Source organism: Mycobacterium sp. (assembly GCF_965277065.1).
Lineage (GTDB): Bacteria > Actinomycetota > Actinomycetes > Mycobacteriales > Mycobacteriaceae > Mycobacterium.
In genome coordinates this window covers 214,332-228,205 of record NZ_CBDIBT010000018.1, presented here as the reverse complement: position 1 = coordinate 228,205, position 13,874 = coordinate 214,332, and the positions used below count along the sequence as shown (strand labels likewise).

At 63.5% G+C, this 13,874-nt stretch carries 16 protein-coding genes; 6 read left to right on the top strand and 10 right to left on the bottom strand.

Annotated elements, in window-relative coordinates; all coding sequences use genetic code 11:
* Nucleotides 1–3 precede the first annotated feature (3 nt).
* The 4 genes from ACQY5A_RS12575 to ACQY5A_RS12560 are packed head-to-tail and all read right to left on the bottom strand — an operon-like array spanning nucleotide 4 to nucleotide 3,453.
* A complete protein-coding gene (locus ACQY5A_RS12575) occupies nucleotides 4–189 on the bottom strand; it encodes a (2Fe-2S)-binding protein (protein WP_428340692.1) in 186 nt (61 codons plus the stop codon).
* An 11-nt stretch (nucleotides 190–200) separates the two neighbouring features.
* A complete protein-coding gene (locus tag ACQY5A_RS12570) occupies nucleotides 201–821 on the bottom strand; it encodes a fatty-acid--CoA ligase (protein ID WP_428341494.1) in 621 nt (206 codons plus the stop codon).
* A 5-nt stretch (nucleotides 822–826) separates the two neighbouring features.
* Nucleotides 827–2,251, bottom strand: a complete 1,425-nt coding sequence (locus ACQY5A_RS12565) for a FadD3 family acyl-CoA ligase (RefSeq protein WP_428340691.1) — start codon at nucleotides 2,249–2,251, stop codon at nucleotides 827–829.
* An 11-nt stretch (nucleotides 2,252–2,262) separates the two neighbouring features.
* Nucleotides 2,263–3,453 carry an amidohydrolase family protein gene (locus ACQY5A_RS12560; RefSeq protein WP_428340690.1) on the bottom strand — a complete coding sequence of 397 codons (1,191 nt, stop codon included), beginning with the start codon at nucleotides 3,451–3,453 and terminating at the stop codon, nucleotides 2,263–2,265.
* Between the two features lie 270 nt (nucleotides 3,454–3,723).
* Here ACQY5A_RS12560 and ACQY5A_RS12555 point away from each other — a divergent pair, with 270 nt between their 5' ends.
* Entirely contained in the window at nucleotides 3,724–4,098 is a 375-nt protein-coding gene (locus ACQY5A_RS12555; protein ID WP_428341493.1) for a hypothetical protein, read from the top strand.
* A gap of 5 nt (nucleotides 4,099–4,103) precedes the next feature.
* Here the strand turns inward: ACQY5A_RS12555 and ACQY5A_RS12550 are convergent, their stop codons facing one another.
* Nucleotides 4,104–4,703, bottom strand: coding sequence for a TetR/AcrR family transcriptional regulator (locus ACQY5A_RS12550; RefSeq protein WP_428340689.1), 600 nt, complete (start codon nucleotides 4,701–4,703; stop codon nucleotides 4,104–4,106).
* Between the two features lie 202 nt (nucleotides 4,704–4,905).
* Here ACQY5A_RS12550 and ACQY5A_RS12545 point away from each other — a divergent pair, with 202 nt between their 5' ends.
* Nucleotides 4,906–6,201 carry a cytochrome P450 gene (locus ACQY5A_RS12545; RefSeq protein WP_428340688.1) on the top strand — a complete coding sequence of 432 codons (1,296 nt, stop codon included), beginning with the start codon at nucleotides 4,906–4,908 and terminating at the stop codon, nucleotides 6,199–6,201.
* Between the two features lie 54 nt (nucleotides 6,202–6,255).
* On the opposite strand, the gene ACQY5A_RS12540 is transcribed toward ACQY5A_RS12545, so the two are convergent.
* Genes ACQY5A_RS12540 through ACQY5A_RS12525 form a run of 4 tightly spaced genes read right to left on the bottom strand, consistent with a single transcriptional unit; the run spans nucleotide 6,256 to nucleotide 10,467 of the window.
* The gene (locus ACQY5A_RS12540) at nucleotides 6,256–7,344 is read right to left on the bottom strand and encodes a spirocyclase AveC family protein (RefSeq protein ID WP_428340687.1); all 1,089 of its coding nucleotides are present in this window, start codon (nucleotides 7,342–7,344) and stop codon (nucleotides 6,256–6,258) included.
* 6 nt (nucleotides 7,345–7,350) lie between these two features.
* Nucleotides 7,351–8,460 (bottom strand): NAD(P)H-dependent amine dehydrogenase family protein, encoded by a 1,110-nt coding sequence (locus ACQY5A_RS12535; protein ID WP_428340686.1) that lies wholly within the window; start codon nucleotides 8,458–8,460, stop codon nucleotides 7,351–7,353.
* Between the two features lie 11 nt (nucleotides 8,461–8,471).
* Nucleotides 8,472–9,665: a cytochrome P450 gene (locus ACQY5A_RS12530; protein ID WP_428340685.1), complete on the bottom strand. Its 1,194-nt coding sequence runs from the start codon at nucleotides 9,663–9,665 to the stop codon at nucleotides 8,472–8,474.
* Nucleotides 9,666–9,681: 16 nt separating this feature from the next.
* Entirely contained in the window at nucleotides 9,682–10,467 is a 786-nt protein-coding gene (locus ACQY5A_RS12525) for a spirocyclase AveC family protein (RefSeq protein WP_428340684.1), read from the bottom strand.
* A 209-nt stretch (nucleotides 10,468–10,676) separates the two neighbouring features.
* On the opposite strand from ACQY5A_RS12525, the gene ACQY5A_RS12520 reads away from it, so the two are divergent.
* The gene (locus ACQY5A_RS12520; RefSeq protein ID WP_428340683.1) at nucleotides 10,677–11,336 is read left to right on the top strand and encodes a TetR/AcrR family transcriptional regulator; all 660 of its coding nucleotides are present in this window, start codon (nucleotides 10,677–10,679) and stop codon (nucleotides 11,334–11,336) included.
* A gap of 34 nt (nucleotides 11,337–11,370) precedes the next feature.
* Here the strand turns inward: ACQY5A_RS12520 and ACQY5A_RS12515 are convergent, their stop codons facing one another.
* On the bottom strand, nucleotides 11,371–11,751 hold the full coding sequence (locus tag ACQY5A_RS12515) for a hypothetical protein (protein WP_428341492.1): 381 nt from the start codon (nucleotides 11,749–11,751) through the stop codon (nucleotides 11,371–11,373).
* Nucleotides 11,752–12,202: 451 nt separating this feature from the next.
* On the opposite strand from ACQY5A_RS12515, the gene ACQY5A_RS12510 reads away from it, so the two are divergent.
* The 3 genes from ACQY5A_RS12510 (at nucleotide 12,203) to ACQY5A_RS12500 (ending at nucleotide 13,857) form a co-directional block, all read left to right on the top strand.
* Entirely contained in the window at nucleotides 12,203–12,670 is a 468-nt protein-coding gene (locus tag ACQY5A_RS12510) for a hypothetical protein (RefSeq protein ID WP_428340682.1), read from the top strand.
* The gene (locus ACQY5A_RS12505; RefSeq protein WP_428340681.1) at nucleotides 12,667–13,209 is read left to right on the top strand and encodes a twin-arginine translocation pathway signal; all 543 of its coding nucleotides are present in this window, start codon (nucleotides 12,667–12,669) and stop codon (nucleotides 13,207–13,209) included. Before ACQY5A_RS12510 ends, ACQY5A_RS12505 begins: the two co-directional genes overlap by 4 nt.
* A 120-nt stretch (nucleotides 13,210–13,329) precedes the next feature.
* The gene (locus tag ACQY5A_RS12500; RefSeq protein WP_428340680.1) at nucleotides 13,330–13,857 is read left to right on the top strand and encodes a hypothetical protein; all 528 of its coding nucleotides are present in this window, start codon (nucleotides 13,330–13,332) and stop codon (nucleotides 13,855–13,857) included.
* Nucleotides 13,858–13,874: the final 17 nt, after the last annotated feature.

The following is a 13,874-nucleotide window of genomic DNA, read 5'->3' as shown; positions in this document are numbered from 1 at the left end:
GGCTCAGGCGCGTGCGCCGCTGCGGTCGTCGTTCGGTGTGCCGAGCAACGAGCGCAGGGTGCGACGGCAGCGGCCGCAGTCCGCACCCGCCCCACACGCCGCCGCGATCTGATTGGTCGTCGACGCTCCGCCGGCGATGGCATCGGCCACCACCTGACTGGTAATCCCGTTACACAAGCAGACGAACACCCGCGGCCCGCCTACTCGTCGATCCGCATCATGTCGAAGAACGTGCCGACGAACACCGGCGGATACGCACCCACACCGGCTCCGTCGATCCACGGGGCGGCGGCGTCGGGATGGTCGATCCATTGTTGCGCACGGTCCCCGTCGTCGAGTTCCTGCAGGATCATCACTTCGTGGTTGTCGTCGAAGGCCTGGAACAGCCGGGTCTCGCGGATGCCCGCAGCCTCGAACCGCGGTAAGGCACTGCGGATCTCGTGCTTCAGCACGGGTACATCGTCGACCGCCGCCATCGCGGCTACCACAACGCCGGGTGCCGTACGCTCCGACGGCGAGATGGACCCGAATCGTTCGACGATCTCGCCGGCGAAGACGGCGGGAATGTCGTTGACACCGACGGCGTCGAACCAGTCGAAGAAGACCCGCGAGCGCAGCAGTTCCACGATCGGTTCGCGGCTGCGCACGCCGATGGTCACCAACACGCGGCCGGGGTCATGCGTCGACGTGTAGAGCAGGACGTGGTGTGCACCGATATCCGCAAGTGCCGACCGGCGGCGAGTGAGCAACGGCCACACCTGCTCTGGGTCCGGCACCCGATAGTCGGACGCGATCACCAGCGAATGCGAATGCGCATCTATTGCGCTCACCGAAGCTGGTCCTTCATGACCTTCCCGGTGGCGTTGAGCGGCAGCCGGTCGAGAAACTCGACGGACCGTGGCGCCTTGAATCCGGCCATCCGATCGCGGCACCACGCTGTCAGATCGGCCTCGGACACGGGATCTTTCAGTACCACAAAGGCCTTTCCTACCTGACCGAGCCGCTCGTCGGGCACGCCGATCACCGCGACCTGAGCAACCGCCGGGTGTTCCAGCATGAAGCCCTCGATCTCGGCCGGATACGCGTTGAACCCGCCGACGATGAACATGTCCTTTTTACGCCCGACGATCTTCAACCGGCCGGAGTTGTCGAAATTGCCCAAATCTCCGGTATGCAGCCAAGCGTCGCGGTCGATCGCCTGCGCGGTGGCCTCCGCATCGTCGAGGTACCCCTGCATGACGCCATATCCGCGAACCAGCACCTCGCCGTCCTCAGCGATCCGCACCTCGACGTCCTCGCAGGGCAGACCCGCGGTGCTGGCCACATCCTCGAACGAGTCGCCGGGCCGCGACAGCGTCACGTTGCCGGCTTCGGTGAGTCCGTAACCGGTCATCAACGTCTGAAACGGCAGCTCACTGTGGATGCGGCGAACCAATTCGACCGGGATGTCGGCGGCCCCGGTGACACCCGCCCGCAGCGACGACAGCTTGGCCTTGTCCCGAACCGCCAGCAACGACTGATACAGCGTCGGGGGCCCCGGCAGCATCGAGATACGTTCACGCTCAACGATTTTCACGACAGCATCAACATCGAACACCGCTAGGGGCAGCATGGTGGCGCCGCGCAGGAAGGACGCGATCAGCCCCGCCTTCAGGCCGAAGGTGTGAAAGTACGGGTTGATCATCAGATACCGGTCGCCTTGGCGCAGGTCCGCCAGCGTCGCCCACTCCTCGTACATCCGCAGCGTTTGGCGATGGTTCATCATGGCGCCCTTGGGCCGCCCTGTCGTGCCTGAGGTGAAGATGATGTCGGAGACGTCGGCGCTTTTCACCGGCCGCTCGAATGGTGAACCGCTGGAAAGGAAGTCGGATTTCAGATCGATGACCGGGATGCCCGCCGGGCCGATGTAGTCCTGGTCGAGGAAGCCCTTCTGCACCAGTACGGCTTTCGCGCGACTTCGGGTGATGATGTCACCGGCTTCGTCCGGCTTGAAGCGGGTGTTCACCGGCACCAGCACGCCGCCGGCGGTGAGAACCCCGAACGCGGCGACGATCCACTCCGCGGAGTTGGGCGCCCAGACCGCCACCCGTTCGCCCTGTTCGATGCCGAGGTCCGCGAAAGCACCGGCGGCGCAACGAATCCGATCGACAAGCTCAGCGAAAGTCAAGCGCAGCGGACCGTCGACAACAGCTTCTGCGTCGCCGAAGCGATCCGCCGCGCTGGCGACCATCTCGGGGATGGTCTGCCACATCGGATTGGCCGCTACACCGTGACGAGCCGAGACAGGTTCCCGCCCATGATCTTCGCCTGGTCGTCGACCGAGAGGTGCGACAACGCGTTGACGTAGAAGGTCGGCTCAGCCAGCCCTTCCGGGTGCGGCCAGTCCGAGCCGTAGAGCACCTGGTCCACACCGACAAGGTTGACCAGGTCGTCGATGCCGTCCTCGAAGAACGGGCTGACGTGAATCCGGTTCTTGACCATCTCGACGGGATCGCTCGGGAAAGCGTCCGGGGCCTTCCGGAATACCTCGGCCAGACCGTCCAGCAGCGGCGTCATCCACTTCGAACCGGCCTCGACGATCGCGACCTTCAGCTTGGGGTGGCGGTAGAGCGCGCCGTGAATAACCCACGACCCCACCGAGTCCTGGATCGGCCGCCACTCGTTGAGGATGCCCATCGCATTGGTCTGGAACGGCAGCATCTCCTGGTCGGCGCCATCCCACTCAGAGGTGTAGCGCGAGTAGCCACTGTCGCTGGAGTGCATGCCGACCAGCACGTCGTGCTCGACGACCCGCTCCCAGAACGGGTCGAACTCCGGCAGCGCGAACGACCGGGGGCCACGGAAGCCGGGCACTGGTGCCGGGCGAACCAAAATGCAGCGCGCACCGCGCTTGACCGCCCACTCCAGCTCCTCGATCGCCTTCTCGACGATCGGCAGCGTGATGACCGGGGTGGTGAAGATGCGGTTCTGGTAGTTGAAGCCCCAGACCTCGTCAAGCCATTCGTTCAGCGCGTGGACCAGAACGTGAATGGCGACCGGGTCGTCGCGCAGCCGCTCCTCGAGCAGGCTGGCCAGCGTCGGGAACATCAGGGTGCGGTCCAGACCGAGTTTGTTCATTTCCTCCAGGCGCGGACCGGGCTCGAAGAACGCGGGAATCGCGCGCATCGGCTCACCGAACAGCTCGCGCTTGGTCTTGCCATCCGGGTTGCCGTACTTGAAGTATTCCTCCCAGGCGCCCGGCCTGGCGACGACCTCGAACGTCGGGTTGGGAATGTAGTTGCTGATCTGACCGCGAATCGCGATCTTGGTCCGCCCGTTGATCTGCGGGTACTGGACGTAGTCCTTGTACGCCTTCGGCAGGAACTTGGTCAGCGCCTCCGGCGGTTCGTAGAGATGGTTGTCCGCGTCGAAGATCGGGAATGGAACGTCTTCTCTATGCGACAGCTGCCCCATGAAAGCCTCCTTACCAGTTTGCGAGAATAATATTCTCAGTCAGACGCTACCGCAATGCCCTTGGCACCCGACGGGGGGTCAGGCTGCGTGAATGAAAGGCCGTTTGGCGAATCGGCTCAAGGCTCCGACCTGCAGAGGTTAGGGTCTCAAGACAGGCAACAGTGCTGCTATTCTCCGCTCTGGAGAATGCCAATATCGCCCGGGAGCGGGTGACCGGAGGTGCGCATGACAACCATCGGTAAAGCCGCGCTGGCCGCGGCGCTGGCAGCGATGGCCGCGGTGGGAACCGCCGGCCCGACGCGCGCCGACGACCCGCCGATGCACCAGGTCCGCTACGTCATCACGGCCGCAAGCCCGATCTGGGCCGACATCTACTATTTGGATCAGCAGCCGGCGAAATTCTCTGACTACAGTCACAACACATACCAGTACACCCCGAACGTCCAAGCCGACGTCGGGCCGGGCCACCCGTGGACCTCACCGGTGGTGATGTTGACCGACCCCGATCACTACGCCATGGTCGTCGTCAGCACCGGGACCGAGCCAGGTACGCCGATGTTCCATTGCGCCCTGGTCGTCGACGGCGCGGTCGTGGCGTCTAACGACGGCCCCAAGGGCACACTTTGCTCCCTGCGTTCCTGGTAAGCAGGTCACACCTCGGGATCGCCCTCGATATACCGAAGGTAGCTCTCGACGATCTCGACGGTTTCGCTGTGGCCGGCGGACATGTCGAGCGCCTGCTCGATCACCAGCACGCGCGACACACTGGTCATCAGCACCGACCACACCAGCGGGGGAAGCTTCACCGGATCCCCGAGATTCTTGCCGTAACGGGCGAGGATCGTCGTCAGCGCTTTGCGTTGCTCTTCCCGGAAACGCTCGGCATAGAAGGCAATCTCGGCCTTCAGCGCTTTGCGATGGTTAGCCAACGCGATGAATTCCATGGTGATCGCAGTGGCCGCCGGATCGGTGCTGAACCGCCACAGCGCCCACAACGGCTGCGGCGCCTCCAACACCATGGCCTGTACCTCGAGCCCCTGTTCGGCGCGGCGACGAAAAGCCGCGAGAAACAACTCGTCCATGGTGCGGAAGTAGTAGTGCACCAGTTGTGGCTTGAGGGCGGCCCGCTCCGCGACCCGGCGCGACGTCACGGCGGCGTATCCCTCTTCGAGCATCAACTGCTCGGCGGCATCGAGCAGCACCGCGCGATTCTTCGCATCCGGTGCTCCGATCCTGCGGGCCGAAGTCATGCCGTCATTCCATACTCTCGCCAAAAATCTGGTGAACACGCCGATCGTAGCGGCGGGCCGTGCGCTCGCCTTGACCACGACATTAGCGTCATGCTAAGCAGGTGCTCAGCAAGTTCCGCACATTGCCGAAGTCAGTTCCGGGCGGCACACCTCTACCCCGCCCGCACACCATGGGTTGACCAGCCTCGGAAGGCGCGCGTACATGAGCAACTTCGATTCGATCGACTTCTTCACCGACCAATCGCTGGTTCCCGACCCGCACCCGTACTTCGACTACCTGCGTAGCCAAAACCCGGTGCTGCGACTCCCGCACTACAACGTCGTCGCGGTCACTGGCTGGGAAGAGGCCAACGCGGTCTACAAAGACCCGGAGACGTTCTCCAACATCGTGGCGCTCGGCGGCCCGTTTCCACCGCTGCCGTTCCAGATCGACTCCGAGGACCTGCGCGCCAAGATCGACGAGCACCGCAGCCAGTTCCCGATGTTCGAGCACATGGTCACGATGGACCCACCCGACCACACCCGGGCGCGCTCGATCTTGAGCCGACTGCTCACGCCGAGCCGGTTGAAGGAGAACGAGGAATTCATGTGGCGGTTGGCCGACCGTCAACTCGACGAGTTTCTCGGTAACGGCGAGTGTGAGTTCATCAGCGAGTACTCAAAGCCGTTCGCCACGTTGGTGATCGCGGACCTGCTCGGTGTTCCGGAGGAGGATCACAAGGAGTTCCGCCACGTGCTGGGCGCCGACCGCCCGGGCGCACGGGTGGGTGCGCTCGATCACAAGTCGGTGGGGATCAACCCGCTGGAGTGGCTGGATGAAAAGTTCTGCGACTACATCGAAGACCGGCGCGGCAATCCGCGCGACGACGTGTTGACGTCGCTGGCGACGGCAAAATATCCCGACGGGTCCACCCCCGAGGTCATCGAGGTAAGCCGTTCTGCGACATTCCTTTTCGCCGCCGGGCAGGAAACTACCGCCAAGCTGCTCTCGGCGGCCCTGCAGGCACTCGGCGACCGGCCGGGCATCCAGCAGCGACTGCGCGAGGACCGCAGCCTGATTCCCGGCTTCATCGAGGAATCGCTACGCATGGAAAGCCCGGTCAAGAGCGACTCGCGGCTCGCCGTCCGCTCGACCACGGTCGCCGGAGTCGATATCCCGCCCGGCACCGTCGTGATGCTGCTGCCCGGTGCCGCCAACCGCGACCCACGCCGGTTCGAGAACCCGCACGAGTTCCAGCTGGATCGCAAAAACGTGCGCGAGCACATGGCATTCGCCCGCGGCGTGCATTCCTGCCCGGGCGCGCCGCTGGCCCGCGTCGAAGGTCGCGTATCGATCGAGCGCATCTTGGACCGGATGTCCGATATCGCCATCAGCGAGACCCAGCACGGCCCGGTCGACGAGCGGCGCTATACGTTTGAACCGACCTACATCCTGCGCGGGCTCAGTGATCTACACCTGACGTTCACACCGCAGCCTGCGCTGGAGCCGGCGCAGTAGTTTCTCACCGCGAGCAGACGGAGAATCGCACGATTGATCCCTAAAATGGTGCGATTATGCGCCTGCTCGCGGGTTAGAGGGTGAGGCGCAGTCGAATACGTGACGTGACTTCGCCTCCGACGGACGCCCCCTGGGCTGGGCGCTCTCCCACGTCGACCAGATCCCCTTCGAGTAAGGCCCCGGCACACCGCTGCGCTCGTAGAACCCCTGCGGGTCATAGACTTTGGTGCTCGGCCAGGGCCACGGGCACACGACCGAAGTGGCCGCGCCCGACCACCGCGTGACGGCGGTGTAGACCACCCCGTAGGTCATGAAGGCGAGGTTGACAGCCACGAGCATGACGATGAACGAACTCAGCACCGGTCGGCTGGGGAAGATTTTCGTCCGTAACGCCTTTCGCTCGGCGACGGTGCGGCCGGTGTCGTCTCGATAAATCAGGACCGCGGCCGGGATCATCAGGATGCTGATCAGCGAGGACTGCCACAGCAGCGGAAACTGCCAGCGTGTGCCGGTGAAGACCGACCCGAACGGAATGACCTGGGTGAACGTGTACAGCCCGATGCGGACGCACAACTGTTCCATCGCGAAGTCGTAGACGAACCCGAACGCGAACACCAAGCCGGAGAGGCAGATCAGCGGGCGGCGAGACACGAAGGCATCCCGCGACCGCCGCGACTGCAGGCGCCGTAGCACCCAGATCGCCGGGAAGAACGGTGGTACCACGAACATCGCGATCGCCGCGATGAACAGCGGCTCGATTGTCGGAGACAGCGACACGATCGGCCAGTCCTCCGGCCAGTGCCACAGATCCGGGTTGTAAGCGGCGAACGTCGCCCAGTTCATCGGAGCGTCCAGCCAGGCGAGCGTGCTGACCGCCATCGTCATCAGCAGGTAGGGATGGCCCGGATAACGCCGCCACGTCGCGACGATCAACGCGATGATGCCGACCAGCGCCAGATAACTGAAAATTTCGATGGTCACGATCCAGTGGCCGTAGCCGAACAGCGGATCGGACAACAGGTGTGGGGCGCCCGTGTCGTCGGGATTGCGAATGCGCGGCGAGACCGCGCCGTAGCGGGCGTTGTAGATGATCAGCCCAAGCAGCACTGTACCCGTGACCCACTGGATGACGCGGACAGTCACGTCGGCTCAAACTTGCTGCGTGGCAATGACATTCTTGGGAATGGTCAGCGGCAGGTCGACCGCGCTCAAAAGTCCCGGTGCGGCATCGACGACATAGGGGACGGCGTTGACGACACGCATCGCGGTGGCCACCATCGCGCCTGCACCCGAGGTCATCGATCCGATACCGGCTCGTCCGGGGTCGCGCAGGGTTGCCGCCAGCGTGCAGTCGATGTCGGGAGAGCCAGTGATCACCACGCGGTAGGACAGGTCGCCGATTCCGCGCGGCCAGTCCGGAGCGACGCTGTGCGCCAGTCGCGTGACGTGCTCGACGATAATGGCCTCCCGCCCGTCGACGACGCCGATGGCCTTCATCCGGATCCCGCCGCACGTGCCCACCTCGACGGTTCCCATTGCCACGTGCAGGGTTTCGTTGGTCACAGCGCGGTCGAATTCCTCGCGTACTTCCTCGACCTCGACACCGAAGGCGTCGCCGATCAATCTCAGTTGGCCGGCCCACTCGCCGGCTATGGCTCCGGGAAAGGAGATCCAGGGCTGGAAGTCCAGCGGCTGACCGAAGCCCAGCCCGTTGATCATGATGTCGGGGACGCCGTAGTCGTCGTACAACCCGATCTCGTAGGAGTGGATCGACTCGATCGAGGACGATTGCGTCGACAGCACTAGCGGCAGATAGTCGGCGGCGAAGCCGGGTTCGATACCCGAGGCAAAGAGCGACGACTGTCCCTGTTTGGCTGCGGCGACGAGTTGTTCGCGCCATTCCGCGGGCTCGTATGCGTGCGGGTTCACCAGGCGGGTGGTGCTGGTGGTGACGACATTGAGGCCCGCTTCGAGCAGCTTCACGTAATCGGGAATCGCCAGCGCGTCGCGTTCGGGTCCGGCGGCCGCGTAGACCACGCAGTCGGGCTTCAGGGCGATCAGCGCATCGGCGTCGTTGGTGGCCGTGATGCCGATCGGATCGCCGTTGGCGAGTTCGCCGGCGTCCTTGCCCACCTTGTCGTCGGAATGCACCCAAACCCCGACCAATTCCAGGTCGGGGCGGTTAATGATGGTGCGGATGGCGATCGACCCGATCCCTCCGGTCGCCCACACCACCACACGGTACTTGCCTGCGGTCATTGCTTCCTCCTCTATGCTGTTTTGACTGGCAGCCGGGCCCAGCCCCGGACGCTGGAAGTTCTAGCCCTGCTGGCGTTCTCGTAGTCGACGTCCCAGTCGGTCCATCGCTTGAACACCTCTTCGAACGCGACACGCGCCTCCAGCCGGGCCAGCGAGGACCCGAGACAGAAATGCAGACCTTGGCCGAAGCTCAGATGCCCCGCCTTGCGGTGGATGTCAAAGCGGTCGGGTTCGGCAAAATGTGACTTGTCACGATTGGCCGAGGCGTTGAGCAGGAGCATGTACGATCCCTCGGTCACGGTCTGCCCGTAGAGCGCGGTGTCCTGGGCGACGTAACGCCCCTGCACCGGTGACGGCGGCTCGTAACGCAGCGTCTCCTCGACCGCCGATGGGATCAGCCCCGGGTCGGCGACCAATTCTCTTCTCTGGCGTGGGTTTTCACCCAGCAGCTCACCCATGAATCCGATCAGTCGCGCGGTGGTCTCGCCGCCCGCGCCGGCAATCATCGCGGTGTAGGCGATGACTTCACCGCGTTCGAGGGGTCGCATCGTTCCGTCGGGCTCTTCGACGTGGGCGTTGAGCAGCTCGGTCATCAGGTCGTCGGACGGATGCGTCGATCTCCACTCGATGTAGTCGGCGAACTGTCCGATCGACTCCTCGAGCGTCGTCGCGCTGAGCAGACTTCCCCCGGATTCGACCGTGATGCTTTTGTCATTGCGATCGCGGATTTGTTGTTGCCCCTCTTCGGGAATACCGAGCAGGTAGCCGATCGTCTGCATGGGCATGATCGCGCCAAGATCGGCGACGAAGTCGAACCCGTCGCGGTCACGAAGCGGATCCAATGCGCGCGAACACAAGTCACGCACCAACCCCTCGACCGCCAACATGCGGCGGGGGGTGAATACCCGAGACAACAAACGGCGGTGCAGGTCGTGTAGCGGGGGGTCCTCCCACAGCAAGATGCCGGGCGGTATGTCGATGCCGCTGAACAGGACGTCAGCGGTGGTGCCGTGCCCCGAGCGGTAGGTCTGCCAATCATGCAGTGCGGGTGAGACATCGTCGTAGCGACTGAGCGCGTAGAAGTTGTGTTTGTCGTTGTAATACAGCGGCGCCTCGGCACGCATCCGCTTCCACACCGGATAGGGGTCGTCGTCGATGGCGTGGTCGAACGGGTCGTAGTACAGCTCAGTTGTCGAATTACTCAAGATCTGCCTTCTGCTGCTAGCGGGGCTGGTTGGGTATTCCCGGGAAGAGTTGTTCGGTGGGCCCCGCGGTCACCCAGCCGCCCTGTTTCGTGATCAGGTGGGGCGCAAACACCGAGCCGTAGACCAGGTGCCCGACGACGATGACGGCGACGACCGACAGCACCGCCGATTGCACGCGGGTTTCCGCCTTGCTGTCGGCCCACATCTCGATGACGTTGCGACCGTCGGCGTCGGTGCGGCCGAGCAGGTAGGTGAAGACCATCATCTCGATGCCCATCGCCAGCGAGTCATACAGCGGATACTGGTGCTTGGTTCCCTCGAAGATGGCCAGCCCCGGAATCACGTAGCCGTAGTAGAAGTTGCCGAACTGGGCGCCGGTGATCGCGTTGAACACGAACGCCCAGCTGAAGCCCACCGCGAGACCGACCATCAGCAGAGTAATTGGCCTGCGCCAGTGGAACTTTGCGCTCAACCGTCGTCCGAGCGCAGCCCCGATCAGCGCCGGCAGCACGAAGTAGGAGACGTAGCCGATGGGTACCGCCGATGGCAGACCACCCCACGTCACGTTGAGCGGCCACCAGGACGGCATCCGCGGCAGACCGGGCGGGAATTGGGCGTACATCGCCCAGTCGTAAGGTGACTCGATCCACGAGAACGACAGCGCCGAGATGCTCAGCAGCAGCAGTGGATGCAGACGACGGCGGCGATAGCTCAAGTAGATGCCGATGAGAATGAACGCAATCCCCGAGACATAAGCAAAGTACATCTGCCCCGCCAGCAGGGGCGTTATTTTCGGGCTCATGAACGGCCGTCTCTGCTCGGAGTGCGGCGCGCTTCCGGGTCGAAACGGAGCACAAGCCCGAACGCCAGAGCAATCAGTCCAAATAACGTGCCCAGCATGATGACAGCCCCCACGCCCAGAACCTCTCCCTCGAGGAATCGATTCTTTAGATAGTGGCGACTATCCTATAAACAGTCAACCACCAATCGCGGTTTGAGTAGTGTGCAACCGTGCCCCAGCGCTCATCCGCAAAGATTTCCGCCGAGGCCGAGGCCCCAACCCCGGGGTCACGCCGGCCGCGGGGAGCACCGCGGAAACTTCTGCTCGCCGCCGCCCGCGACCTGTTCGCCCGCCAGGACTACCGAAGTACGACGACGCGTGAAATCGCCGAGGCCGCAGGCGTTACCGAGCACCTGCTTTTTCGCAACTTCGGCTCCAAAGCGGGACTGTTCCGCGAAGCCCTGGTCCTGCCGTTCACCGAATTCGTCGACGACTTCGGCAACACCTGGAACTCCGTCGTTCACGAAGAGACCGACGAGGAAGAGCTCACACATCGCTTCGTCGGCCACCTCTACGACGTCTTCGTCGAACACCAAGGCCTGCTCTTGACGCTGATGGCGGCGCAGACACTCAGCGAAGATGAACTCGCCGAGACCGGTATCGCCGACATCAGACGAGCGCTGAACCTGCTCAGCCGGATCGGCGCGGAGGGCATGCAGATTCGCGGCATGCGCACCAGCAACCCCGACCTACCAGCCCACTCGACAGTCGCCATGATTGCGGGCATGGCCGCATTGCGTTCCACCTACTTCGGAACAACGCCCCCACCGAGACAAGCCATCGTCGATGAACTCGTCCAAGCAATCCTGCACGGATTCCTGCACCGGTAGGAGTAGTGGTTTAACGCCGTTGTTGCGCAACGCCTTACGTATCGGCGCGGGTCCAGAATGAGTGACCCTCCTGCGCAATGCAGATCAGGAACAGTCCATCGGGCGCCTGCGCGACGTAGTTCAAAAATAGGTGGCAGTCGGCGTTCTCTTCTTTGATGCCCGCCATCGGCGGTGAGCGGAACCATCTCGGCTGGTATCGCCTGGGCGAGCCGCAGAACATCAGCCGTCCGGGTGGGGTGGCGGGAACATAACCGCCGGATACCCCGAAGGCGTAGTAAGTCGTGCTGTCACAGGGCGCGCCCAGAACCATGTTCGGAGCGATGCCCGGGGTACACGCCGGGTAATCACAGACGGTCGGTCCCGCGGCAGCCGTCGGCGGCATCAACGCGCCGATTCCAATCAGCGCGGCTACCATCGCCACGACGATACGCACGGCAATATTTTTGCATGTGGGATAAGAAAATTCTGTTCTTCGGAGAAGATCATCTACAGGGCTCAGCGCAGGGATTTGCGCGCCTCCACAGGCCACTCGGCCAGCGACTTTGGGGTGATAGCGTAACCTCCGTGGGTAGCCCGGAACGAGCCGTGCGTCGGTGTGCGCTTGAGCTGGCGATTGACCGGGACCAGTGACGGATTCCGACGCCGACCCATCGACCACCGAAGCGCCAGATCCGCTCGCGGCGGCAGAAGAAGAGCTCGTTCGTGCCGAGGAGCGCGCCGAGGCCGCGCGGGCACGCGCGGCCGCATTGCGCCGGGCGGCCGAGGCCAGTTCGAGCGAAGACGCTGACGCGCCCGGGGCTAAGCCGCCCGCCTCGCGATTGAGGCGCCGGTGGCCATGGCGGCTCCGCCGTCCCACCCGCACAGTGGTGGGCGTTGGCACCGCGGTCTTGCTCATCTGCGCCTCACTGGCGGCGAGCGGGTACTTCGTGTGGCAGCACCGCACCCTTGTGCAGCAGCGGCAGCACGCGGCGGAATTTGCCGCTGCTGCCCGGGAGGAAGTCGCGACACTGATGTCGATCGACCCCGCGCACGCCAGAGAGAACATCCAGCACACCATCGACGACGCGACGGGAGCGCTGAAGAGCCAACTGGAGGCGACATCGAGCTACATGCTCAAGAATGCGCAGGAAGCGCAGGTGACCACGAAGGCCACCGTGCAGGATGTCGCGGTCGAATCGATGGCAGGCAATTCGGCAGTCGTCCTGGTCGTCGCGAAATCCGACACCCTCAATTCGGACAAGTCGGTACGACCATCGGTCTTCTGGCGGCTCAGTGTCAATATCGATCGCGATGGCGATCGGCTCAAAATATCGAAACTTGATTTCGTCCAATGAATTCCGAGTCAGAGTCGCCGCTCGACGAGGCAGAGATCGCCACCTCCCGTCTTCTCGTGCACTGGCGTTCAATTCTTTTGACGGCATCCGTCATCGCCGCGTTGGGACTCGCTGCGTGCCTATTCGTTGTTCAACACCGTCCGGATCGACAGATCGATGACGCGGCGGCCCAGCGGGCGATCCGAGCCGCCTCGGATGGCGCAGTTGCGGCGCTGTCCTACTCCAGCGAGAACATGGATGGCGACTTCTCGAGAGCGAGATCACATCTCACCGGCGACTTTCTCGCCTACTACGACAAATTCACCAAGGAGATCGTTATACCGACCGTCCAGCAGAAGCACCTGGCGCAAACCGCCACGGTGGTGAGGGCGGCCGTGTCCGAACTGGGGCCGAACTCGGCCGTCGTGCTGGCGTTCCTCAATGAGGCCACGACAGGCAAGGACAAGCCGCAACCGCTGATCACTCCGAGCAGCGTGCGGATAACGCTCACGAAGGTCCGCGGTTCGTGGTTGATCTCGAAATTGGATCCGGTGGCATAACCGCTCGCGTCTTTCTATTCGAAGCCATATCAGGTCGAACCTGCCGGTGTTATTCTCGGCAGGCGAGAACGCCACTACCGGTGCCGACAAGGTCGGATTGAGCGCGTCGAGGAGTAGACGATGCGACCACGTGGAACGGTCGCCACAGCAATGCTGTTGGCTGCCAGTGCAGTTGGCTTTGTCGGTCCGGCATTCACTGCGCGGGCCTATACGAAGGAAGAGATCGCGCTCAACGGGACGTACCGCGTCACATCGATCGGCAACTGGGCCAAGATCAACGACCAGTTCAACGGCGAGCCGACGACTGTCCAAACCTGGACACTGAACTCCACATGCACCAGCTACCAGGCATGCGACGGCACGCTGAAAAGCGACGAGGGCTGGACCACCCGCTTGTACCTGCGGGACGGAACCTTGTGGTACGCCAAACATGAAATACCGAACTGGGAGCGGTGCGAAGACGGCACCGCGTTCACCGGAAAGCAGACTTTCTCGTTCTATCCCGTTGATCCCGACGGTAGCGGTGGCTTGAAACTCGGATCGCCGGTGATGTCCGGCAAGAACAAGACGATCGGCCCGAGCGGTGCCTGCGGGCAGAACCACTGGCTCTCCATCGAGCTGCCGATGCGGCTGGACAAGATCGGCTGACCGGCGGTCGATCGATC